We start from the raw sequence: 22,106 nt of genomic DNA, 5'->3' as shown, positions 1-22,106 counted from the left end.
GTGCCTCGACTCCCTCTCCAACAGACTCGACAAGCACAAGAAGACATCACAAACATTGTGCTGCATATTGCCTCGGATAATCTCACCGCGGCATTAGCCATGCAAAACGCCCTCGGCGAGACCCTCTCTCAAATCGAAAGATCTCCCTACCTGGGCGAGCAGTACGATCATCCGAAGCTGCACAACGTTCGTCGAGTACTTGTGAATCGCTACAGCAATTACTCACTCTACTACCAGGTAAACGAGTCAAGCATTCTAGTCATTCGTGCGATTCACAACGCACGTCAAATAGACTCGGCCCTCGCTACCCCTCCCTAGGTCTGCCAATCAATTCAGAAGGCAATATCGAGTGCCATGCCTGAACCAACCGTTTCTCCTCGGACAAGCACTCGTGCTTCCGTATCGCCCGCCTGGTGCTGTGGGCTATGGTGGTGATTGCGATGTTCTATGGCCGGGACAACAATAGCAAGATTCAAAGTGCAGCGACGAATACCATGCCGTAAACCTTGCTAACCCATTCACGACCATCATGTCCGAATACGAACTTCCCCCACCAAACGTCATGCACCGGCCGGCTCGTGGCCCACGGTTTTCCACTCTGAGCCTGCTCCTACTGCTCACTATCACATCGCTGGTGCTGGCCGCCTACTTCAGCCTGGGGCGACTGTTCGGCATGAGCACCCGAGATATCTTAGACTCGGGAATAGGGCAATTCCTGTACTACATACCGGCGCTCCTGGTCTGGACGATCGGGCTGGTGCTCGCAATCAGTCGTCGACACGAAGATCGCCAGCGTTCAACACTGCTGATCCTTGCCTTCGGTGGGCTGATTGCCACCGCACTGGCGGTCCACCTCGCTCAGATGATCATGATCTTCTACGTCTCGAATCAAGGCGCTGGTTCGTTAAGCTTCTACTTTATGATACTGAGCGCCTGCAGTGTGCTACTGAATGCCCTGTGGTGGATCCTGATTTTGGTGGCTCTGTTCGGCGGCAGTCGGCCACCCGAGTTGCCACCGGTACGACGCTCGATGCCGGAGCCAGACGACACTTACTTCGACGACATCAACTGATCGACCACCTCGGCGACTCCACCTTGATGGCCGAAGCCCACCTCGCCCAGCAGCGGCACGCGAAGGTGTTCGCGAAGTTCGGCCGCGTTCGAGTTCAGGCTTTCGTCGTTGTCGACCTCGGCGGCTTGATTCAGTACCACGCCGGCTACGTCGAGCCCATCGCCAAACACACTGGCGGTGATCACTGTTTGTAGCGTGTCGTTTATCACACCCAGGCGATTGGCCGCGACCACGATCAGCGGCAAGCCCAGGTCGGCTGCCAGGTCGGCGTTGTAGTCGTCGTCGGAAACGGGAGACATCAGCCCCCCTGCCCCTTCGACCAGCACGATGTCGCAAGCGTCGAGCCAGGGTTCGATTCCGGTACGCAGCAACTCCGCGTCGACCTGTGTCCCTTCCATCCTGGCGGCGATGTTCGGAGCCACGGCTGCCTTGAACCTTTGCGGGCAGGCCTGCTGTAGCGTGAGTGGTTCGCCGGCCGCCTGCCAGAGCGCGAGGGCGTCGGTCGCTACGAGTTCGCCGGGAGCAAGCCCCCACTCTCCCTCGCCCGGCAAGCAATCGCTGGCCACCGGCTTGTAAACGCCGATTCGGATGCCACGACGAGCCATTTCGCCGGCGATCAACGCGCCGACGTACGTTTTGCCAACTTCGGTACCGGTACCGGTGATAAAGAAACCACGCATGACAACTGGGGACGTTGGAGAGAGGAAAGGGAAAGGCGAGTCGCTACTGTCAACTTAGTTTCCCGCGCCCGCTTCTGTAATCCCCCTTCGCTACACCCCCAAAAACTCTTCGGCGAGTTCCTGTAGCGGGGCGCGATCGAACCGCATACCGGTCCATAGCTCGAGCGCTAAGGCGGTTTCGCGAGCGAACAGTTCGACCCCGTCGATGATGGTGGCTCCCTGCTCGGTGGCAAACTTCAGCAGTCCCGTAGGTGAACCACGCAGCCGAGTGTCGACGATGGTCAGCGTGCCGCTCGTGGCCGACGTATCGATCAGCGGGCGGTCGACCACCTCGTCGCTGTCGGGAGCGAACACCATGACGTTAGCCGTCGCCGGGGCGTGCACGACGTTGTCGTCCATCGGCACCATCTCGTAAACCGTGTTGGTGTCGACCGACAGCAGCTCTTTCATCGACTCGATAGCGGTGATGTCGTCGCCGGCCAAGAAGACTTGCTGCGCTCCGCCATCGCCGGCAGCCGCGGCCACGGTGCGAGCAACGCGGCCATCGCCGACCACCAGCACCGACAGCTCCGAAAGATCGCCGAGCGACTCGACGAAAGCGGCTCCGTACAAATTGTCGCCGAGCAACTTTCCTTCGCTCCGCACCAGGCAATCGACCGAGCCCGCCCGCTCCGCGCGAGGCGTCAGCATGTCGAGTAACTCGACTGCCGGGCCACGGTACTCGGCCGATAGCAGCACGCCGCGAAAGCCCAGCACGTCGAGGCCATCGAGCGCCCGGGCGAGTTCGGTATCGGCGGCTTCGAACGACAGGAACCGCCATTCGAGTTCGGCCTGCGTGAGCGCCTGTTCCACCATGTAATGCGTGGGATTGCCGGCAGCACTCGCGGCGAGAAACGCACAATGTTCAAGCAGGGTATCGGACACGGATGAGGGTCTGCGGTCGGAGGAGCCAAGGCCAGAAACACTGCAAAACAGGCTTCTGCGTGGGCGAGGTACGCCTCGCCGGGAAAATCACCTAAACTATTCTGACTTGTTCCCCGCTCGGCTGCAACGCCGAGAATTGCCAGCATCGATTCCGCGAGTAGTAGCCGCATTCATGGACGAATCGCCCCGACCGCCGATGGCCGCTCCCGCCGCCCCGCCACCCACAGCCGCCACCGCTTGGCGATTGGGCCCCGTTACCTGGCTGATGGTGCTCGCCTTCGCGGGGGTCGATCTGGCCATCTGCAGCCTGGGGGATGCTATCAGCGGTGACCTTGAGTTCCTGGTCTTCCTAGGCTTCACTTACGGACAAGCAGCGGCTGCGATGATCTGGCTGTTTTCCGATCGCATCCAACGACGGGGACTCACCCTGTTGCTGGCAGAAGTGATTTCGTTGGCCATCAGCACGGGGCTGACGATCTGGAGCTATGGGATCAATCGTTGGGATAAATGGATTGGTGTGACACTGATAGTGATGACCTACACCCACTTGGTGTTGGGATTCATGCTGTTGGGACATCTGGTGCGACACCTATTGCGGCAAAGGTGGCCGAGCCAACAACCGCTTTGGTTCCCTCAATTCCGCATGATCCATTTGCTATTCGCGATGGTCGCCACGGCAACAATCGCTACCTCGCTCCGTTTTGCAAGTGAAGATGACTTGTCAGAACTACTGGACTGGCGAACCTACCTGATCTACTCGTTGTTTGCCCTGGCCGCAGCCTCAGGAGGTATCCTGCTGCTCAATCATCCGCTGCGACTCTGGCGACTCGGGGCGTTTGCCACCAGCACGCTACTTATTTCCTTTGTCGCCTGCTGGCTGTCGGCCGATAGCGACTTGCATTTGTTTTTCATGTCACAGTCGCTCACCGTAGCTGTTGCCTTGCTGATCCCGCGGGTTGATCGCTACCGCATTCACGTTCTGGTGGAACCACCGGACGAGCAAGCGGAATCGAGGGAGACACCCGAGGAGTGACGAGCAAGTCGATCGAGGACGAACACGGACGCGTGGCGGTTACCCAAACAAGAAGCTGCATGGATAGTTGCCAGCCTGCTGTCTGCGAGTCATATTCGCATGCATGGACGAACCATCTCATCAGTCTGCCGATGCGTCAGCAAAGCTCACCAAAGGCCAGATCGGCCCAATGACGAGGGCGATGGTGCTCATTCTTGCCATCGTTGATCTGGCGATATTCTTGGCAAACGATGGCCCGATAGCAGACTCTCGGTACTTGTTGATTATGGGGTTCGCCTACGGACAATCAGCAGCTGCTGGGCTTTGGGTGTTTTCCGATCAGAACCACCGCAAAGGACTCACCATCGTACTGGCAGAAGTCGTTCTGCTAGTAAACGGCTCCATGATTTCTACGATAGACGGTAGCAACCGTTGGGAAGAGTACTTCACCACGCTACTGCAAATATTAGTGTATTCCCACTTGGCAATTGGATTCATGATACTGGATCACGTGCTGCGATGTCTCCTTGATCGTTGTCGGCCCATGGAGCAACCACTTTGGTTCTTCCGATTCCGTATGCTCCACTTGCTAGTGGCAATGTTTGCAACTGCGGCGATCGCTATGCTCCTTCGCTTTACACCAGGTGACTATTTCGAGTACCTGATCAAAGGAAAAACACTCATCGCCCAAGCATTGGCTGCTCTACTGCCGACTGCAGCAGGCATTCTGCTGCTAAACAGTCCGGTCCAGCGGTGGCGAATCGGATTATTCATCGCCATCATGCTGCTCATTTCGCTGACTCTCAACTGGCTGATTGACGCTGAAGAACTATATGGGTTCCTATTATCGAATGCGTGCACCATTGCAGCCATATTGCTGATCCCGAGGCTTGACCGATACAAGTTCTTGAACGAGCACCCACCGCGTGGCGGTCCGGCTTAATCAGGGGGCTCGGTGGCTTCCATGAAATAACGGTTCAGTGGATAGTTGCCAGCCTGCTGTCCGCGAGTCATATTCGCATGTATGGACGAACCATCTCATCAGCCTGCCGATGCGTCAGCAAAGCTTACTAAGGGCCAGATCGGACCAATGACAAGGGTGATGTTGCTCATTCTTGCCATCGTTGATCTCTTGTTGTTTCTGATCGGTGGCGAACTCGATGGAAGGTTTGCGCTCTATCTGGTCTTGGGATTCGCCTACGGACAAGCGGCGACGGCTGCGATTTGGGTATTCTTTGACCGCAATCACCGCCGGGGGCTCACCTTGCTGCTAATGGAAGTAGTTGCGTTGGCTATCGGCTCAGTTGTTTCAAGAATTGACTATGGAGAACTTTGGATCGAGCACTTCATTACACTGCTCCGCCTTTTGCTGTATACCCACCTGATGCTGGGATTCATGCTACTGGGGCACCTGCTCCGCCATCTCCTCCGTCGCTGGCAGATAAAGGAGCAACCGCTGTGGTTCCCCCAATTCCGGATGGTTCACCTGTTGATCGCCATGTTGGCTACTGCAGTGCTCGCCAGCTTGCTTCGCATTACAGGCAACTACTTTTTGGAAGAACTATTCACCTCGCAAACGATTCTTGCCTACTCTTTGCTTGCTCTACTGGGAGCAGCGGGAGGAACCTTGCTTCTCAACAGTCCGCTACGGCTTTGGCGACTCGGTCTATTTGCTGCACTCACCATCCTGGCTTACTATCTGTTTGACTGGTTTATATTCCCTGAAAAGATGCACGTGTTCTTAACCGCGAATACTTGCACCATTGCAGCCATCCTGCTGATCCCCCGGCTTGACCGTTACCAGCTCTTGGACGGACATGCACCGCGCGGCGGTCCGGCTGAGGAAGTGCTGAGCGACGAGAATCTCGGCTAATAGAATCGCCTTGCTTTTACCGAATCAGCCCACGTTCTCCGACCCTGCGGGCTTTGATGCGAACGTAGGGGGCGATGTACTGCGCGCGGTGGGCAAACGTGCCCCGCTCGGCGTCGGCCTCGGCGTGAGCTGGTTCGATGAGATCTTCCACCACGAACCCTGCGCGGCAGAGCCCGCCGATCAGCTGTTCCCAGCGATGCAGGTATTCGGTAGCGCCGACTTCGCGGAGCCGCGATGGCTCGGTGGCCGGCGGCAGCGGCGCGGTGCGATAGTAGGTTTCGTCGATCACGTAGCCAGCCGACGACGGTTTGGCTGCCACCTGCAGGCTAGCCGGTGTCTTGTGCTGGCTCACGTACAGCCCGCCCCCTTGGAGCAAACGGGCGACCTGGCGGTAGACGACCACCACGTCGGGCACGTAGCAACTGCTGACCGGCTGCAGCACCAAGTCGAAATCGCCAGCGGCGAACATCGACAGGTCGGTCATCGTCCCTTCGACGATACGTAGCTTGAGCTTACGCTCGCGGGCGACTGCGGCATCTTGCGCAAGCATTTCGCGGCTAATGTCGAGCACCGTGACGTCGGCACCTGCGGCAGCATAAAGGGCGCTCTGCCGGCCACCTCCTGCGGCCAGACAAAGCACCCGCCATCCCTGGATCGATTCGCCCAGCCAACCCAGCGGGTCGACCGTGCGGAGCGGGTTCGCAAAATCGCGATCGGTCGCCGGGCGAGCCAGCGGGGCCCGCCCTTGAACCATCTTGTCCCACGCGCGGGCGTTCTTCGATTCGAATGTATCCACGAGTACCTATCCGTTGCATTCAGGTCTTCGACAAGCGAAGCGTGTGCGTGACAAAAACGTCACTGGCATTTTAGCGCTGTCTTCTCGGAAGCAACCTGTTCGCTCGTAGAAGTTTTCGGATTGCGATAGGGGCAGTGCCGACAGCCGCTGCCGCAGCACGTGCCCCGTCGCAAAAGGTACTCGGCTGTAAACACCAAGCGACCATTCTCGATTGTATAGTCGCGAGATGTCGTTTCCGTACGTTGCTCTGGCACTACTTAGCCTCGCTTTGCCAAACGGCCACCTGCCACCAAGGCGATGCCCAGCAGTGCTAGCAGCGTGGTCGAAGGTTCTGGCACGGTGTTGATGGCACCTACCGCGTCGAGATCCAAACCGCCGGAACCAGTGGTCACCCAGGCGTCGAAGATCGGGTTGCCAAGCGAGTCGACGAAGTCGCCGCTCCCGGGGATATCGACCAGACGTACGTATTGAATCGCCGACAGATCGACCGCACCGCTCACCACTTCAGCCATGCCGCTCAGCTCTGCCAAGTCGAAGGGAGTGCCTATGCCAGTGGGATGCACGCCTGCCAGGTTGTAGATGTTCGTGGTATCGGCTCCCGCGTAGGCGCGACCGAAGTTAGCGACCAGATCGTCCTCGGTGTTGAGCGAGACCGAAGGGAACCGCACGAAGTCGGTGCCGTTGCTGGAGACTTCCACGTAAGCCAACTCGGCGAAGATCACTGGATCGGTATAAAACTGGCTCGCGTTTTCGAACACTGCCAGGTCGGGGCCGGCCAAGTCGGAAATCAGCGTGTCGAACTTCACGGTCAGGGTGCCGGGAAGATCGCCCGCGGCAATCTGAGCGGCATCGAGATCGCCCAGCGACACGATTCCACCATCGTTGGCAGCCAAGGCATGGGATGCATCGGCGTAAGCGGCATCGACTCCGGCTGTGGGGGAGTAATCAACCACCGAAGTCGCCCAGGCGGAAATCTGTCCGGGAAGCACTTGATGCGAAGTGTCGCTGAACGACGGGTAAGGCCCCGCCACCACGGCACTCGCGGTAACACCCAGCAGCAAGCTAGCTGCCAGGCCAGAAATCACTCGGTTTGCAAACATCATTAGAACTACCTCATCAGTGAGTGAATAAAGCCCGAACCACAAACGTCAGGCCCAGTAAATAAAAACAAACCGCTGCTGCCGAAGGCTCGGGCACCGCGTGGCCAAGTGCGATGTTGCCCGCTGCCGAAGCAGCCGCGAATTGCAGTTTCCAAAGTTCGTAATCGTCGAAGTCGACGACTCCGTCGAGATTGCCATCGGCGCCGGAGCCCACCCAATCGACGGTGCTGCCGAGGCTGTCGCGCCAGAGGGTGTAGTCGGCGAGATTCACCAGACCATCGCGGTTGTAGTCGCCGGCCGGCAAATCGAAGCGAAGCGTTATATCGTCTAACGCAAACGTGGCGGGCGTGTTCATGCCGAACAGCCCTACGTCAGACGACGCAAGGTTAAAGTGCACTCGACGGGCACCCTCGAGAGCGGAGAGATCCCACTCGGTCCAGTCGGCAACGATGTAGTCTTCGCCCGCGTCGGTCGAGCGGAAGTCGGCCAAGTAGAAGTCGACCGACCCATCGAGCGGGGTGCCGGAAGCATCGGTTCCGTAGGCCGTGATTCGCAGCCAATCGGGGTCGGTGCCGAACTCGCCGCCAAAGGCTTTCGCAAACGAGTCGCCATCGCGCATCGACAGCGCTGCGTACGTGGTGTTGGTGATCCAAGTGCTCTCGATCGTGCTGCCGTACGGGAGTTCGAGCGTCGGAAGCGCGAACAAGTGTGCTTGGTTGCTCGGATCGAAAGGCTCGTCGGAGTCGAACGTCTCGTCGAGATCCCAATGCCCAAAACCGACCGCGTAGGTATCGTCAGTGGTGCCATGTCCGCTGCCGGCGCAAGCGCTGAATTGGTTGGTGAAGCCGGCCGTGGTGGTGTCCGTTTCGTTCGAGTAGGAAAAGCCCCGCCAGCTTCCGTAGGTTTGCTCGTAGATATTGGTGAACTGCAATCCATGGCTGGCAAACGTGCCTACCACTTCGGGGCCGTATTCTCCTTCGACGGTTTCGCCTTGTTCAGCAGGTCCGTTCCAATGTGACTCGGGCGCGTCGAGCAGCCCCGCGAAGTCGACCGTTACGGTCTCGGCCGAAGCACTCGCGAGCAACCAGCCGATGCAGCAGCACCAGCAGGTGAGTATTGTTGTTTGGCGAATCGCGATAGAAGATATTGCGTGCATGCTCAGTCCTCACTCGCTCGTGAACAGTAAGCAGCCAGCAATCGGTCGTCCATCTCTTCGGGGAAGAACTTCCCCCCCCCGTCGGCCAGCAAGACTTGCGCGCCGCCTGGGTGATAGCTGCTTAGCTCCTGCCCGAAGTCGGTGAAGTCGGCATCCTCCGAACCACTACGGGTGTTGATGGGGGCCGATTGATCGAACAGGTTGCGGACGCCGATCCAGATGCCGTGAATCCCCTCGGGGGCTTCGCCGAGCAACATCGTGTGCGAGGTGCCATCGGTGATTTCGACGATGGAGATTTCGCGTTCGAAGATCATCGTCCCTCGTTCTGGATTATTGGTTGCCTTAGCCGATCGCAGCCCGCGCTCGCCTTGCATGCCACCATAGCAGGTCGGCCCGTAGCGATTTGGCGAACTCGACGACAGATCGGCCGAGCCCCGTAGCTCGCGTACGTGCGGCTTGCTCGGGCAGAGCAGCATGTCGATCACCCTGCTGCCGGCCGGCAGATTGCTGTCGGAAGTGTAAGGCTCGGTGTGGTCGATCAGGTCGGCGAGCGGCTGTTCTTCGAGCCATGGCAGCAGCTCGGTGGTCCAGCTTACTTGGGCTTTCTTAGGGCTGCCGCCGCCACGGGGGAAATGCCCCTTGGTGTCGTGAAAGCCGTGCATGGCAATGCCGAGCTGGCGGAGGTTGTTCTTGCACGCGGCGCGGTTCGACGCTTCGCGAGCCGCTTGCACGGCTGGCAGCAGCAGCGCAATCAGCACGCCGATGATGGCAATCACCACCAGCAATTCAACCAATGTAAAGCCCGCGTACCGAGGCATGACCTTTGAGCGAACGTAAGCTCCGCGCGCATTGCCACCGGAACAAGGTCCGATGCAAAGAGCACGTGCCACGGGCGCTTTCCTAACGATTGTTACGCAGCGACTGTCCCTCGCAGTCGGTTCTGCATACTTCGCGGTGGTAGGTCTTCTGACTCCCGAGCTTTCCAAGTCACGCCTTCTCGCCCGCGTATTTTCGGGCAATGGCAAAAAGAAACGACTTGCGAAATGTTACTCGGTCACAGCGGCGGGGCCGTCCCGGAATTGCACCGGAGTTCCCTGTACGTCGATCGGCCAAGCCTTCGGCACGATCGACCACCATCGCAACACCTGCGAGTCTACTCCCGTGGTTGGATCGCGTCAATTGGGTAAACCCGACGCCCAACGCATCATTGGCAAAGAATGGGTTTACCGCTTGGATTGGAGTGAGAAACGAATCACGATTCGCCTACTCCGAAACCGGCCGCCTCGACGATCTCTTGAATCCGCTCGCGACTCACCTCGCCGGCAACCACCGCTTGTGGCGGTTCGAGCGTGACGCGGGCTTGCTGGACCTCGGGGTCTCTATTGAGACTCGACTCCACTTTGTTCACGCAGTTCTGGCACGACAGGCCCACCAGCGGAACCGTGGTGGTCGTTGCATCCATATCGCTAGCGATGGGACGGCTGCTTAGCAACTTGCGATTCAGGTCGGTCACCGCAAACCAGACGATCAAGAGCAACAGCACAACAGCGCTTGTCACGTTCCACCAGGTGGCCGGGTGCTCGTGCAGGTGTTCGGTCATGCTGCTGGCGCTAAGCACCTGATCGAACAACAATCCCGCGGCCATGCTACCGACGACAATGGTCGACAAGTAGACGGTCAGCCCGCGACCGCCGAGGGTCCGCTTCACCGCGCCGATCGTCGCCGCGTTGGTCGCAGGGCCGGCCATGAGGAATACCAGCGCCGCTCCAGGGGGCAAACCACCCGCTACCAGCGCGGCAGCAATTGGCACCGACGCGGTCGCACAGACGTACAGCGGCAACGACACCACCAACGCAAACGCCATGGCAGCCAGCCCTCCATACGCTGCCAGTCCCGTGAGCACCGAGTTGGGGACCAACGTCGAGATGGCAGCCGACAGCAGTACGCCAACGACTAACCACCCCCAGATCGATTGCAGTATTTCGAGTGCGTGCTCGACCAAGTCGCGCCAGCCGCGATGCTTCGCGCCGGCCGCCGAGTTAGGACGGGTAACAGGCAACTCGTTGGACTTGGGCTCTACCGCGTCGGTTACCCAGCCGCCGATCAGCCCGGTAACGAGCGCGGCCACGACTTTGAACAAGGCAAATGGCCAGCCAAGCATGGCCCCGCTCACGAGAATCGAGTCGACGCCGGTCTGCGGAGTGGAAATGAGAAAACCGACCGTCGCCCCGCGACTGGCTTGCTGCTCGCGGAGACTCACCGCGACGGGAATCACACCGCACGAACAAAGCGGCAAAGGCACCCCGAGCGCTACCGCCTTGGCCACCCCGGCCCGCCCCGAAAGTTGGCGCCGCACAAAGTCGCGCGGCAACAACACGTGCATCAACCCCGCAACGAAGGCTCCGAGCAAGAGCCAGGGAGCAAGTTCGAGCGTCGTATGCCAAGCGGCTTGGAAGAATGGAAGCATGGGGGGGAAGATTTCTGACTGTTAGAACTCGACTCTTAGTACCTTACCCAACTGACAGTTATTGATCGTCTCTGCAATTTTGTCTACGTGCTTCGATAGTGTGGGCCAGGCGGTAGTGGGCAGGACGATGATGGCCAGCTGCAGGATCGCTATCTTTTGTTGATGCTCAAGATTCTGATCGGTGGTTACCATCACCTCAAACTCTTGTGCTACCGCGGCAGCCAGCAGCTCACCATTTTTCAGCGTGGACCAACCAAGCTCATAAGCGGTGACCACTTGATGGTCTAGTAGACTTTTGCGAAGAGGAACAGGAACCCCTTGATCAAAGAGGATCTTCATGGTCATCCCGCATGTGCTGTGGATGCTTCGCAGTCTAGCACCGCCCGCACCTGAGAAAGAGTGACACCGGGAAACCACTCGATAAACTGCTCGATTGTCGCTCCATCTCGCAAGTTTTCAAACAGCGCCGCTACAGGCACCCGAGTTCCTCGGAACACCCACTCGCCAGACACAAGGCCTGTCTGCTGTTCGACTTCCGCTAATGTTCGCCAATCGGGCATCGGAAAGGTCCTACATTTAGAAGGATAAATCAACTACCTCTATTCTATGGATACTATAGGCAAGCTGTCGAGCAGCGACGAAGCTTGCCCATTACGACTCCGCTCCATCCTGCTGGAAACTTTCCCCGGTTAACGCCGAATCAACAGCAAACACTGGCACCTCGAATTCGAAGTTCGCATTCGGGCCGGGCAGGTTGGCGGTTACCTTCAGCACCCATCGCACGGGATTCCTGGCATGAGGATCGCTCGGCTCGACGTCTGGCGGCAGTTCGAACACTACCGGCACCGCGGTCTCTTCGAAGTTATTGTCGTCGAGCGTTTGATCGATGGTTTGCTTTTGTTCCCACAGCGTGAGATGGGTTGTGTTCTTTCCACGCCGAACGCGACGAGAGCACCGCAGTTGCATGTGAAATCCCTCTGTGGGTCGCACAACTCCCGGTAACAGCAAGACGCCTGCCAGTTTGTCGCCGATCACCCCAGGCACGCGGGCGAGGCGGAACGAGGCCTCGGGGAATCGTCGCCAGCGAAAGAAGCAAATGACCGTGTAGCCTACCTGCGCGATACTTCCCATCGCGAACAACGACAGAAAGATCCAGACCACGGTCGATGGCTGGCGGTTGTCCTGCAGCTTCGCGTAGATGGCGACCCAGCAAATCAGGTTCATGATGACTGCCAGCACCAACATCGCGAAGAATTGCCAGAAGCCGGAGACCACCACGCGGCCATCGGCCCAATCGCTTCGCCAGAGCCATGGCTCGTTGGGCGCGCGACTGGCGATGAGTGCCTCTTGCTTGACCTTCCGACTGTTGAACCAGACCATAAGGATGCCGCCGATGCCGATCACTCCGAAGATACCCCCCAAGCCGGCCTTGAAGGCGACCATCTCCAATCGCAGATCGCGAAGCAGCACCGCACGACTGGGATCACTGGGGTTCACGTAAGCAGTCACGGTCTTCCCCGCCTGCTTAGCTTGCTTTAACTCTTTGTAATGTCGACGCTGGTAGTCGCCGATGTTGTCGGCCATTTCGTCGATGGCAATCCGCGTGCTTTGGTATTGGTGACCGTCGAACGTGTACTCGTACTCGCCACGGATGCGAGTCGACTCGTCGCTCTGCTGCAAGTCCAACGACAACAAGGTCGCAGGGGTCGCTTCCCACGACTGCATCAGTTGCCAATCCCACAAGGTCCATAGGGCCAGCACAATCATCACGACCCCAGCCCCGCCAAACGGAAGCAGAAACAGGAAAGCGCAGCCGGCGCCTTTGTTGGAGGGGAAAGTGGTTTTTGCAGGCATGGTCAGACAGGGAAAAAACCGCGGCGGATCGGGAATTTCCCCAAGTATAGGTTTCTATCTTAAAACCTTACTAGCTCAGTCGCCAGGCGAGCGATAGGGATTCTCCTCACTGGTAACCACCTTTGCACCAGTGGGCTCTACAGCCGTGATTTTTGGCGAGCGGAAGAAGCAGACCGCGACGATGTAGACCCCCAGCGCGAAGCCAGTGGAGAGAAGGGATAGGATCTCCTTCTCTATGCCGCAGTCGCCGTGAATCGCACTCACGGTCCAGGCGGGATGTACCAGCAGCAAGGCGACGAAGATTCCGCTTGCCAGCTTCTTAACGCCCGAGCGAACAGACCGTCCGGCGATGGCGAGCAGCAGCATGGCATCAACCGCAAAACAGTACCAACCAATCGTAGTGGCCAAAGCCATCGCGGCCGGTGCCCCTTCGCCGCTACAAGCGAGTAGTATCTCGTCCATCGCTTCGTCCCCTGCGACCAATCTTACTCGACCTGCAGATCGAGTTCGAAGCTCTTTCTGGTGTCGTTCACCAACTGCTTGGCGATCACCCGATTCAGCGGGGCGAGCGTGCTGAAGTGGTCGTGCCTTTCGACTGGCACGAATTTGATGAGTGGGTTCTCGCTGGCTTCTTCCATGGTCTTCAAGCAATCGACGTTCGAACGCCCTTCGGCTCCTTCGATCACGTACGTGGGATTCTTGATGCAATGCAACCAGCAGATCGGCGCCCGCATGGTCGCTTCGTCGAGATCGTCGAAGTCGAATGCCAACGAGTCGGGACCATAGCCCCGCACGTCGTCGATTGGCCCAAAAGCAATCACCCCGCGGTACTCGTCGCACGCGGCCGCGACCAACAAAGCCAGGGTACCGCCGGTGCTGTGTCCTCCCAGATAGACGCGGTCGGTATCCACGTAGTCGAGGGTCTTAAGCCACTTGGTGGCCGCGATCACGTCGTCGACTTCGCCATAAACGGTTTCAACATAGCCGGGATTCTCGTTGCCGCCGCGCAGCGAAGGGTACATCATCACCATCCCCTCCTGCGATACTGCATGGCCGACTGATCGTTCGAAGGCTCGCTGGGATACCAAGCATTTGCACCAATGCTGTTGCTGAATCCCCCCGTTAACCAAATGATGGCTGGGTGCTTCTTGCCATCTTCAAAGTCGGGCGTCACGTAAGCGGCCATCTTGCCCAGCGGGCTGGGATAGCTTACCACGTCGAACACCCCCTCCGGTGGCTGATCCACCGGCTCGTCGATCTTGACCTCTTGGATCAATTGGGTGGTGAAGTGCTTGCGAGCTTCGACGAAAGCATTCTGCCGCATCGCGTTGCGCCGCTTCGCTACGACGTCGACGCTTTTCTGCTGAGGCTCACTCTGACCACACCCAGCGCAAATTGCAAGCAAGGTCAGTAGTACCACGTTTTTGAACCGAGCCATTCCTCTATCCCTTGATTGGAATCTTCGAACAAAAAAGCCCCCGCCTGGCTTTCGCTCGGGCGGGGGCTCTGGGTCGTATTCTACTGGCCGAAGGCACTCTCGTGCGGAGTCCTTCGGTTGCTGAATCGTCGCAAGATTAGTCCAGGAACCCGAGCAGTTCGGCACTGCGGCTGGGTTGCTGAAGCTTGCGGACCGCTTTGGCTTCGATCTGGCGGATACGCTCGCGGGTCACTTTGAAGATGTGGCCGACTTCTTCGAGCGTGTAGCTGTAGCCATCGCCGAGGCCGTAGCGAAGCTTGATGATTTCGCGTTCGCGGTAGCTGAGGGTCTTGAGCACCTCGGTAATGCGATTGCGAAGCATCTCTTGAGCGGCACCAATCGCGGGACTTTCGGCTCCGCCGTCGGGCAGCAAGTCGCCGAAGTGGCTGTCCTCGCTATTGCCCACGGGGCGGTCGAGGCTAATCGGGTAGCGGCTCATGGCCAACACCCGGCGAGCTTCTTCCACGGTGCAATCTGCAGCCCGTGCGGTTTCTTCGAGCGTCGGCTCGCGGCCCAACCGCTGCAGCAACATCCGCGACACGTTGCGGACGCGGCTCATCGTTTCGACCATGTGCACAGGGATACGAATCGTGCGGCTTTGGTCGGCTACGGCGCGAGTGATCGCCTGACGAATCCACCACGTGGCGTACGTACAGAACTTGAAGCCACGGCGGTATTCGAACTTGTCGACCGCCCGCATCAGGCCGGCGTTGCCTTCCTGAATGAGATCGAGGAACGACAGACCGCGGTTGCGGTACTTCTTGGCGATCGACACCACCAAACGCAAGTTACCTTCCGAAAGACCACGCTTGGCCTTCTGGTAGCGAGCGTAGACTTCGCGAAGGTCGTTTACCCGGTGGCGAAGGCTCGTGGGGGTTTCTTGCAGCGTGCGAAGAATGTTACGGAACTCGGTGACCAGCGGCTTGCGATCCTCCGGCGAGCGGCGATCTTTCTTCATCTGGGCGATTTCCGCCTGCAGCTGATCGACCCGCTCGCTGAATTGAGCCAGGGTATCGATCATCGGCTCGATGCGTTGGGTACGCAGGCCGAGTTCCTCAACCAACCGCACCGCACGACAACGACGGCGGCTCAAACGCTTCCAAGCCGCACGACGTTCGGTCATTTTGTACGACTTGCTGGTGGCCACGCGATAATCATCCACGTTCTGCTCCAGCAGGGTTTCGAGCGTCCGCAGGTTGTGCGGCATGCGGCCCATGATCTGGTCTTTTTCCAACCGATCGGTCACCGACACCTGCACGGTACGGTCGAACGGCAACTCGCCGCGGTGGACGCGCGACAGCACTTTGACCGCGCTACGGATCACGTAGTCGCAGGCCAGCAACTTGCGGCGGAACGCAGCTCGGGTGTTTTCGATCCGGCGGGCGAGTGAGATTTCTTCCTTACGCGTGAGCAACGGAATCTCGCCCATCTGGGTGAGATACATCCTGACGGGATCGTCCGACCAGGAGTCGTTTTCCATGCCATCGAGCAGGCCTTCTTCGTCGTCACTATCGGGATCGACATTGTCGTTGCCGGATGACGAAACAACGCGCACACCATCCTCGTCTTCCCCATCATCGTCTTTCGACGAATTGAGGTGACCAGCCAATTGCGTTACGTCCTCGCTGGAGACATCCGAGTCGTCTTCGAGAGTATGATCGAGCAAAGAGTCGTACAAGATTCAGGCTCCTACCTATGAAACGATTGCTGACGCGAACCGGCCTGATGCCTCTCTAGCAAGGCACCTACCACAACTAGCACGCGACCACTTATTTATGAATGAACAACCCGCTGCGGCACTTTGGCGTACACAGGCTGTCGCTGTAGTCCCCAACGCGAAGGTGCTCTCGAAACCTGCATAGGTAACTGGCACCTTTCAATATTAACACTCATCCAAGGCGCGGCTTTTTTCACCACGTATTTGGAAAAAAGTTCTACTAAGGTAAACATTCGCATCTCTGCCACTTAAACCGTTGGCGGGCTATCCTGCTTCGCGAAACTTTCAACTTGCGTAAATGTTTCGTGAAAGGATCATGGTTTGTGAATCTGCTCAGGCCTGCTCATCCCATCCGAGTTCACTGAAGTTGCTTGTGGTTTCAATTTGGGTAAAGCAACTCACTGCTATCAACTAGGTAAACCTTTTGGATCAGCTAATCGATAGTCAACTCGACACTGGAATCAACACACAACGCCCGGGCAGCAGTGGCGGCGAGTGATCCCCTGACCTCTAAAATTCGATCCGCAAGTTATGTACATCGACCGGGGGCGGCGCCGCGAGCCACGTTATGAGAAAGGCTCCGCGAAGTAATCAACATCACCCGCCAGTTTTCTTGCGTACAACAACTTACGACCCGGTCCGCCAGCGGACGCATGCTTGCACAAGCATGCCGACTGGCCTCGTCCATGAGAATCGCCAACTTTTGCAAGCTAGCGAACACCGGGAGGTACCAAACCGATACCGACAGACGCAAATCTGTCGAGTGATTGGCCGGTCCTAATAATTGTAAACACCCAAACCACCCGGTCCATAGGCAAAAAGGTAAAAACAAGCTACATTCTCAGCAGATTCTCTGTAGTATGGAGGTTGCCGCACCGACGCGCTCCAAACCCTGCCACTGCAGACTCTTACGCCTACGAGCGGCCCCTGGTTCGCCTTGTTGCTTCGGCCTTATCCGCCCCCTGCCCTGATTTTCCCCAGGTATTCCCAATAGCCATGGCCGACAGATACTTAGTTCCCTGCCAGTGCGGTGCCCAGATTCCGGTCGGCGTGCACCAGGCGGGTACCGAAATTCGCTGCCAATGTGGGGCGGAGCTCAAAGCTCCCCCGCTCCGCAAGCTTCGCGAGCTTCCCCTCGAAGAATCCGATGCGGTCGAGACCCCCGGTGCCAACTGGTCGGTTCGTAAAGCCGTAGCTTCGAGCCTACTCCTTTTGGGGGTGCTGCTCGTCGCTATCGGCGTGCAACGCTGGAGCGTGCTGCCGACGGTGCCGGTCTACAGTGCGGAACTGGCCAAGCAGAATTTCGCGAAGCAACTGGAAGACGCTTCGAGCAGCGATCTCTACCGATTTTGGATCAATTTCGAGATGTCGCTCGAAGACGGCGGATTCAAACCACCGGAGGTCGATGTCAAAGGCTTCTACGAGGATCGCCGCGAAGCGGCATTGAACGTCGTGTACGCACTCTTCTCCAGCGGCGGCGTGCTGATTCTCATCGGGCTGGGGCTGTTCCTCACCGCCCCGCGGTCGTAGGCCTGCAGACGCTCGAAGCCTCAGCTTATTGCTCTCTGGCCGCCGAACTCCCGCGGGTCGCTGAGCCAAGCGACTGGCAACCGCCTCGTCGCCGCGCTACGCTGGTTGCATCGGCAAACTGGCTGCATCGCCTGCATTCCCCTAGTGCAAGGCATTGCAGTCACCACGACCGCATGAGCGATGGGAGGAAACCGGTGACGACTTCGACGACCAATCCCCTGCTGACGATCCTCGCATGCGGGTTCCTGCTGCTGGCATCCGCTACGGTGCAGGCCGAGCCCGCGGACCAGACGAACGCAAACCTCCGCCTGGTCATCACCCGCTATCGCCAGATGCTGCTCAACCACCGAGCGCCGAGCCCGGCGGTGGTCAAGCAGACCCTCGACACTCTCCTGCCGGATGGCCGCTGGCCCGACGTCGATTACACCGATCGCTCGGCCGCCAATTGGAAGCCGCGCGAGCACCTGTACCACGTGCGGCAGTTGGTGCTGGCTTACCACACCGAGGGACACCCCTACTATCACGACCCCGCGGTGGCCGACGCGGCCCGGGCGGGGCTCGAGCACTGGGTCGCCAAGCGGTACCAATGCCCCAACTGGTGGTACAACGAGATCGGCATCCCCCGCGAGATGCGCGACATTGCGGTGCTGCACCACGAGCAACTGACCGGAGAGCTCCGCACCGAGGTGCTCGAGGTCATTGGCCAGCATCGTGTCGCTGGCACCGGCGCGAACCTCACCTGGAGCGCCGAGATCGCGATGCATCATGGGTGCCTGGCAGGCAACGAGCCGCAAGTGGCCAAGGCGGCCGCCCGGTTGTTTAGCGCGATCACCGTGGGACAGAACGAGTGCATTCAAACCGATTGGAGCTTCTTCCAACATGGCGCGCGACTCCATACGTTCGGCTACGGGCGGGCGTTCCTCGACGTGGTAGTGCCGATCGCCTGGCAGCTGCGCGACACTCCCTGGGAGATCCCCGCGGATAAGCGGCAGATGATCACCAACTACCTGCTCGAAGGAACGCAGTGGATGTCGCGCGGCATCTACGTGTCGTCCAGCACGTTCGATCGTCAGATCAGCCGCCGGAATCAACACACCCTCGGCGACCTGCGGAAGCAACTCCGGCTGTGGATCGAGGTCGACCCGAGCCAACAATCGGAACTCGAACTTTACCTGGCCCGCCTGGAATCGACCGCCGAACCGCTAGTGGGGCATCGCCATTTCCCGGTGGCCGACTTCACCGCCCACCATCGCCCCGCGGGGACGTTCTTTCTGAAGACACTCTCCACCCGCACCCGGCGCACCGAGTCGATCAATCGCGAGAACCTCAAAGGGGTGCCCTACCTACACTCGGGTGACCTCTACATCCTCCGCGATGGAGCGGAGTATTGCGAAACGCAGCCGGTGCTCGACTGGAATCTACTGCCTGGCATCACGACCTCCGAAGGCGATCGACAGCAGCACAAGTTGCCATTCGTCGGGGGCATCAGCCATGGGCAAACCGGCATGACCGCGATGGACTACCGCCGCGACCGCGAGGGCGAGGCCCTGGCGTTCAGCGTGCGGAAGAGCTGGTTCTTCGCCGACGACGTGGTGATCTGCCTGATGAGCGGCTGGCAAGTCGCCGCTGACTGTGGGGCGATGACGACCTCGGTCGACCAGTGTCGTTACCGCGGGCAGCTGTCGCTAAAGCAACCAGGCGGGGCGTGGACTTCGCTCGACTCCAGTGGTGGTACGCAACCCAACGTGCAATGCGTGCTGCATCACTCTGTCGGCTACCTGGCGCTCGGCGACACACGGCTCGATTGCCAGGCCGCGGAGCAATCGGGCACGTGGGCGTCGATCAACCAAGTCTATCGCGACCAGAGCGAACCGGTCCGGTTGCCGATGCTGCAGGTCACCCTGCCGCACGCGGCCGAGCCAACCGCCGCGGGCTACGCGATCGTGCTCGACGCCAGCCAGGAGCGACTCGACCAGCTCACCAGCAACCCACCTTGGACCGTGCTGCAAAACAGCCGTGATTGCCAAGCGATTGAGTTGCACACGGGTGCGACGATGGCCGCCTTCTTCGCGCCGGGCGAGCTGGAGATCGATGGTCAGCTGCGACTAGCAGTCGATCGCCCCTGCCTGGCGATGGTCGCCGACGATCGCTTGCTGCTTTGCGATCCCACGCACGAAGGTGGGCGGATCTCGGTAAACTGGCAAGGACAACAGCGCGACGTAGAGCTTGCCACCGGTGGTATCGCTACCGAAGTACCCGCGGAGAAGACCGTCGCGAACTAGATTGATTGGGTACAAGCACCGCTAACAACGCGGCTACTCGGTTGCCCCGTCCGACGGTTGGCCAAGCAACTGCGGCCAGTCGGCCTCGGGCACCTGCTCCCAACCACCCGCGAGTCCCTGCCGCATGGCAAGGTGCATCGGCTGCGACTCGTCGCTCGGCACCGCCAACAACAAGCGTCGCCACCAGCCGTGGGCCATTACGCGGAGCACGCCGCCGCACTGGCCGGCGCGAAACTTACCGTACTGCTGCAAGCGTGGATAACGCTCGAGGAGCGGAGCAATGAGTTCGTCGGTCGCTCGGGCGAGTGGCAACTCGCGGCACGCCTGGCAACTGCCAGCGTCGAGCACCGCGGGGCTCACCTGCTGGCCACACGTTTTGCAGGTTGCCATCTCGTCGGTCAGCAACACGCTGTCGCTTACCGCGCAACGGCTGGTGATTTCGGGATCGACCCGTTTGCCGGTGCTGGTGCAGGTCACTAATTCCGAATCCAGCACGCGGGTGCCGGTGTGTTCGCATTCGGCAATGGCCTCGGCCGCGACGATGCGCCCATCTTCGAGCGCTGCCAGGTGGAATGTCTCTCGCCCGCTGGCTGCACACCGAAACGGCGGAGCCGACAGCGAACGGGTCCAGTCGTTAAACGACACCTGGGCGCACTGTTCGCCGATTTCGAATTGAATGGCCCCTTCCGCCCGCTTGGCGATCACTACCGTAGCGGCCACCACGCCTGGCATGGCCTCTTCGATCTGATTCACCAGAACATGCACCGCGGAGCGCGTGAACGACGTGGGATGGTTGCCGAGCGGTACCACCTCGGCCAGCCCGAGCGAGGCGACCTCGTCGTCGCTCACCGGTTGCATCTCGGCGTTGTAGAAACGGTGCACTACTTGTGCAGGGTCGTCGGTCGCGAGTTCGGTAACGCGAAGGAAGGGAACCTCGTTGATCCGGCAGCCCGCCAGATGCATCTGCCCCCCATCCACTTGATAGGCTTCGAACAGCGCGCGGGTGATCTCGTGCACGGCCTCGGGTTGCGAGGCGGGGCGAGCGAGCAGCGCGCCGCGTTCGAGTTGGGCGAGCTTCCACAGCCAGGCGATGCCTTCGGTGGCTGGCACCACTCGGCGAGGCAAATCCGCCGAGTCGGTCGCTACCGAAACACGCACCTGATACGGCCGCGGCCAGGCAGGATGCTCGCGGTGATTGAACTCGAGCGTCACCAAGTCGCCCTCTTGCGACTGGGCGACTCCCACCGCTTCGACGGCGAACTCCAGGAACGCGACCAACGACTCGCGATGCGAGTCTTCCACCACGGTCGGTTTGTCGGCCATCACGTTCATGAGGTATCGGTGGGCTGAACTAGGTTTTCTCTAATACGTAAACCACGTCCTCAGTTTCCGGATCTATTTTAACCGGTCGGTCGATGTTGTAGGCGAAATCGTACATCTCGACCACACGAAACTGGGGTACGCTACTAATCAGATCGGCCATCTGACGCGCCGTGTAGGTTCGAAAATCGGCACAATTTACCAGCCGAAACATACGCGTTGGCGTATAAACGTCAAAACTCATCCTCACCCGCTCGACCCGCTTGCGGAGATTCCGCTCGACGGTCCACACACGCGACAAAACCGTTAAATTCCCCCGCCGACCCGACCAATGCTCCTCGTCCATCGGTTCGCCGCGGGTGGGGGTCAGGTGCAGCCCCAGGAAGTACAGCCCCCCCTTCTTCAGGCAACCGGCAATGCACTCCAGGTGCCGGCGGGCGTGGTCGCCGGAGGGTAAATGGCGAAACGTATTGATCATGTTGAACGCAACATCGAACTTGCGTTTCACCCGAAAGTCGCACATGTCGCCCACTTCGGCGGTGCGGGGAAACCCATGCTGCTCGAGCCGGTCGTTGCAGTAGTCGACCGCCGGCTCGGCCAGATCGTTGCCGGCCACGTCGTATCCGAGCTTCGCCAGGCGATACATCAACCGCCCGGTACCGCACCCCGGCTCGAACAAACGCTTGATCTTGCCGTTGCCATGCTTGGCAAAAGCGGCCTCGAGAAACGCGACCTCCGCGGCCCAGTCGGAACCGAACACCAAGTCGTAGTACTTTGGGTAGTTGTAGAGATTGTCTTGAATGATTTCTTGCATCAGAGCAGCAGCCAACGTTCGAAGTGCGCAGA

The 22,106-nt window shown here is 59.3% G+C and carries 24 protein-coding genes and 1 riboswitch; of the genes, 7 read left to right on the top strand and 17 right to left on the bottom strand.

The genetic code is table 11. The features are described from left to right. Positions 1-318, top strand: a complete 318-nt coding sequence (locus Pan181_RS03110) for a type II toxin-antitoxin system RelE/ParE family toxin (RefSeq protein ID WP_197528864.1) — start codon at positions 1-3, stop codon at positions 316-318. A gap of 211 nt (positions 319-529) precedes the next feature. After that, complete coding sequence (locus Pan181_RS03105; RefSeq protein ID WP_145245437.1) at positions 530-1,072, top strand: hypothetical protein; 543 nt, start codon at positions 530-532, stop codon at positions 1,070-1,072. Here the strand turns inward: Pan181_RS03105 and bioD are convergent. After that, positions 1,051-1,752: a dethiobiotin synthase gene (gene bioD, locus Pan181_RS03100; protein ID WP_145245436.1), complete on the bottom strand. Its 702-nt coding sequence runs from the start codon at positions 1,750-1,752 to the stop codon at positions 1,051-1,053. The two genes, Pan181_RS03105 and bioD, sit on opposite strands and share 22 nt — an antisense overlap. A gap of 90 nt (positions 1,753-1,842) precedes the next feature. Continuing rightward, positions 1,843-2,676: a hypothetical protein gene (locus Pan181_RS03095; RefSeq protein WP_145245435.1), complete on the bottom strand. Its 834-nt coding sequence runs from the start codon at positions 2,674-2,676 to the stop codon at positions 1,843-1,845. Positions 2,677-2,848: 172 nt separating this feature from the next. Between Pan181_RS03095 and Pan181_RS03090 the strand changes: the two genes are divergently transcribed. The 3 genes from Pan181_RS03090 (at position 2,849) to Pan181_RS03080 (ending at position 5,561) form a co-directional block, all read left to right on the top strand. Beyond that, positions 2,849-3,709, top strand: coding sequence for a hypothetical protein (locus Pan181_RS03090; RefSeq protein WP_145245434.1), 861 nt, complete (start codon positions 2,849-2,851; stop codon positions 3,707-3,709). Positions 3,710-3,812: 103 nt separating this feature from the next. Further along, positions 3,813-4,631: a hypothetical protein gene (locus tag Pan181_RS03085; protein WP_145245433.1), complete on the top strand. Its 819-nt coding sequence runs from the start codon at positions 3,813-3,815 to the stop codon at positions 4,629-4,631. Between the two features lie 159 nt (positions 4,632-4,790). Beyond that, entirely contained in the window at positions 4,791-5,561 is a 771-nt protein-coding gene (locus Pan181_RS03080; RefSeq protein ID WP_145245432.1) for a hypothetical protein, read from the top strand. Between the two features lie 16 nt (positions 5,562-5,577). Here the strand turns inward: Pan181_RS03080 and Pan181_RS03075 are convergent, their stop codons facing one another. The 13 genes from Pan181_RS03075 to Pan181_RS03015 form a co-directional block, all read right to left on the bottom strand. After that, positions 5,578-6,357: a class I SAM-dependent methyltransferase gene (locus Pan181_RS03075; RefSeq protein ID WP_315861136.1), complete on the bottom strand. Its 780-nt coding sequence runs from the start codon at positions 6,355-6,357 to the stop codon at positions 5,578-5,580. A 59-nt stretch (positions 6,358-6,416) separates the two neighbouring features. Next, positions 6,417-6,611, bottom strand: a complete 195-nt coding sequence (locus tag Pan181_RS26930; protein ID WP_145245431.1) for a DUF5522 domain-containing protein — start codon at positions 6,609-6,611, stop codon at positions 6,417-6,419. Between the two features lie 3 nt (positions 6,612-6,614). Continuing rightward, positions 6,615-7,460, bottom strand: coding sequence for a PEP-CTERM sorting domain-containing protein (locus tag Pan181_RS03065; protein ID WP_231943739.1), 846 nt, complete (start codon positions 7,458-7,460; stop codon positions 6,615-6,617). Between the two features lie 13 nt (positions 7,461-7,473). After that, the gene (locus Pan181_RS03060; protein ID WP_145245430.1) at positions 7,474-8,613 is read right to left on the bottom strand and encodes a DUF4465 domain-containing protein; all 1,140 of its coding nucleotides are present in this window, start codon (positions 8,611-8,613) and stop codon (positions 7,474-7,476) included. Positions 8,614-8,615: 2 nt separating this feature from the next. Then, positions 8,616-9,431, bottom strand: coding sequence for a DUF1559 family PulG-like putative transporter (locus Pan181_RS03055; protein WP_145251964.1), 816 nt, complete (start codon positions 9,429-9,431; stop codon positions 8,616-8,618). 121 nt (positions 9,432-9,552) lie between these two features. Next, positions 9,553-9,766, bottom strand: a riboswitch (cobalamin riboswitch). A 99-nt stretch (positions 9,767-9,865) separates the two neighbouring features. Next, positions 9,866-11,080 carry a permease gene (locus Pan181_RS03050; protein WP_145245429.1) on the bottom strand — a complete coding sequence of 405 codons (1,215 nt, stop codon included), beginning with the start codon at positions 11,078-11,080 and terminating at the stop codon, positions 9,866-9,868. A 21-nt stretch (positions 11,081-11,101) separates the two neighbouring features. Continuing rightward, positions 11,102-11,419, bottom strand: coding sequence for a DUF5615 family PIN-like protein (locus tag Pan181_RS03045; RefSeq protein ID WP_197528862.1), 318 nt, complete (start codon positions 11,417-11,419; stop codon positions 11,102-11,104). Positions 11,420-11,421: 2 nt separating this feature from the next. Then, the gene (locus tag Pan181_RS26925) at positions 11,422-11,640 is read right to left on the bottom strand and encodes a DUF433 domain-containing protein (RefSeq protein WP_145245428.1); all 219 of its coding nucleotides are present in this window, start codon (positions 11,638-11,640) and stop codon (positions 11,422-11,424) included. Between the two features lie 91 nt (positions 11,641-11,731). Continuing rightward, complete coding sequence (locus Pan181_RS03035) at positions 11,732-12,934, bottom strand: DUF3592 domain-containing protein (RefSeq protein WP_145245427.1); 1,203 nt, start codon at positions 12,932-12,934, stop codon at positions 11,732-11,734. Between the two features lie 75 nt (positions 12,935-13,009). Continuing rightward, positions 13,010-13,396: a hypothetical protein gene (locus Pan181_RS03030; RefSeq protein ID WP_145245426.1), complete on the bottom strand. Its 387-nt coding sequence runs from the start codon at positions 13,394-13,396 to the stop codon at positions 13,010-13,012. Between the two features lie 23 nt (positions 13,397-13,419). Next, entirely contained in the window at positions 13,420-13,959 is a 540-nt protein-coding gene (locus Pan181_RS03025) for an alpha/beta hydrolase family protein (RefSeq protein ID WP_197528861.1), read from the bottom strand. Next, a complete protein-coding gene (locus tag Pan181_RS03020; protein ID WP_145245424.1) occupies positions 13,959-14,372 on the bottom strand; it encodes a hypothetical protein in 414 nt (137 codons plus the stop codon). Before Pan181_RS03020 ends, Pan181_RS03025 begins: the two co-directional genes overlap by 1 nt. A 136-nt stretch (positions 14,373-14,508) precedes the next feature. Beyond that, on the bottom strand, positions 14,509-16,077 hold the full coding sequence (locus Pan181_RS03015; RefSeq protein ID WP_391483988.1) for a sigma-70 family RNA polymerase sigma factor: 1,569 nt from the start codon (positions 16,075-16,077) through the stop codon (positions 14,509-14,511). Positions 16,078-17,124: 1,047 nt separating this feature from the next. Between Pan181_RS03015 and Pan181_RS03010 the strand changes: the two genes are divergently transcribed. Then, positions 17,125-17,658 carry a hypothetical protein gene (locus Pan181_RS03010; protein ID WP_145245422.1) on the top strand — a complete coding sequence of 178 codons (534 nt, stop codon included), beginning with the start codon at positions 17,125-17,127 and terminating at the stop codon, positions 17,656-17,658. 194 nt (positions 17,659-17,852) lie between these two features. Continuing rightward, positions 17,853-19,940 carry a polysaccharide lyase family 8 super-sandwich domain-containing protein gene (locus tag Pan181_RS03005; protein ID WP_197528860.1) on the top strand — a complete coding sequence of 696 codons (2,088 nt, stop codon included), beginning with the start codon at positions 17,853-17,855 and terminating at the stop codon, positions 19,938-19,940. 33 nt (positions 19,941-19,973) lie between these two features. Here the strand turns inward: Pan181_RS03005 and Pan181_RS03000 are convergent, their stop codons facing one another. Next, positions 19,974-21,263, bottom strand: a complete 1,290-nt coding sequence (locus tag Pan181_RS03000; protein ID WP_145245420.1) for a hypothetical protein — start codon at positions 21,261-21,263, stop codon at positions 19,974-19,976. Between the two features lie 28 nt (positions 21,264-21,291). Next, complete coding sequence (locus Pan181_RS02995) at positions 21,292-22,089, bottom strand: class I SAM-dependent methyltransferase (RefSeq protein ID WP_231943737.1); 798 nt, start codon at positions 22,087-22,089, stop codon at positions 21,292-21,294. Between the last annotated feature and the right edge of the window lie 17 nt (positions 22,090-22,106).

This window comes from Aeoliella mucimassa, from assembly GCF_007748035.1.
GTDB lineage: Bacteria > Planctomycetota > Planctomycetia > Pirellulales > Lacipirellulaceae > Aeoliella > Aeoliella mucimassa.
This window is presented reverse-complemented; position numbering and strand designations above follow the sequence as displayed.

What these genes read in the sequence shown, in the direction of transcription:
- Pan181_RS03105 (WP_145245437.1), top strand. Translation starts at nt 530, where the DNA reads ATGTCCGAATACGAACTTCCCCCACCAAACGTCATGCACCGGCCGGCT.
- bioD (WP_145245436.1), bottom strand. Translation starts at nt 1,752, where the DNA reads ATGCGTGGTTTCTTTATCACCGGTACCGGTACCGAAGTTGGCAAAACG.
- Pan181_RS03090 (WP_145245434.1), top strand. Translation starts at nt 2,849, where the DNA reads ATGGACGAATCGCCCCGACCGCCGATGGCCGCTCCCGCCGCCCCGCCA.
- Pan181_RS03085 (WP_145245433.1), top strand. Translation starts at nt 3,813, where the DNA reads ATGGACGAACCATCTCATCAGTCTGCCGATGCGTCAGCAAAGCTCACC.
- Pan181_RS03080 (WP_145245432.1), top strand. Translation starts at nt 4,791, where the DNA reads ATGTTGCTCATTCTTGCCATCGTTGATCTCTTGTTGTTTCTGATCGGT.
- Pan181_RS03065 (WP_231943739.1), bottom strand. Translation starts at nt 7,460, where the DNA reads ATGATGTTTGCAAACCGAGTGATTTCTGGCCTGGCAGCTAGCTTGCTG.
- Pan181_RS03060 (WP_145245430.1), bottom strand. Translation starts at nt 8,613, where the DNA reads ATGCACGCAATATCTTCTATCGCGATTCGCCAAACAACAATACTCACC.
- Pan181_RS03055 (WP_145251964.1), bottom strand. Translation starts at nt 9,431, where the DNA reads ATGCCTCGGTACGCGGGCTTTACATTGGTTGAATTGCTGGTGGTGATT.
- Pan181_RS03050 (WP_145245429.1), bottom strand. Translation starts at nt 11,080, where the DNA reads ATGCTTCCATTCTTCCAAGCCGCTTGGCATACGACGCTCGAACTTGCT.
- Pan181_RS03045 (WP_197528862.1), bottom strand. Translation starts at nt 11,419, where the DNA reads ATGAAGATCCTCTTTGATCAAGGGGTTCCTGTTCCTCTTCGCAAAAGT.
- Pan181_RS26925 (WP_145245428.1), bottom strand. Translation starts at nt 11,640, where the DNA reads ATGCCCGATTGGCGAACATTAGCGGAAGTCGAACAGCAGACAGGCCTT.
- Pan181_RS03035 (WP_145245427.1), bottom strand. Translation starts at nt 12,934, where the DNA reads ATGCCTGCAAAAACCACTTTCCCCTCCAACAAAGGCGCCGGCTGCGCT.
- Pan181_RS03030 (WP_145245426.1), bottom strand. Translation starts at nt 13,396, where the DNA reads ATGGACGAGATACTACTCGCTTGTAGCGGCGAAGGGGCACCGGCCGCG.
- Pan181_RS03025 (WP_197528861.1), bottom strand. Translation starts at nt 13,959, where the DNA reads ATGATGTACCCTTCGCTGCGCGGCGGCAACGAGAATCCCGGCTATGTT.
- Pan181_RS03020 (WP_145245424.1), bottom strand. Translation starts at nt 14,372, where the DNA reads ATGGCTCGGTTCAAAAACGTGGTACTACTGACCTTGCTTGCAATTTGC.
- Pan181_RS03010 (WP_145245422.1), top strand. Translation starts at nt 17,125, where the DNA reads ATGGCCGACAGATACTTAGTTCCCTGCCAGTGCGGTGCCCAGATTCCG.
- Pan181_RS03000 (WP_145245420.1), bottom strand. Translation starts at nt 21,263, where the DNA reads ATGGCCGACAAACCGACCGTGGTGGAAGACTCGCATCGCGAGTCGTTG.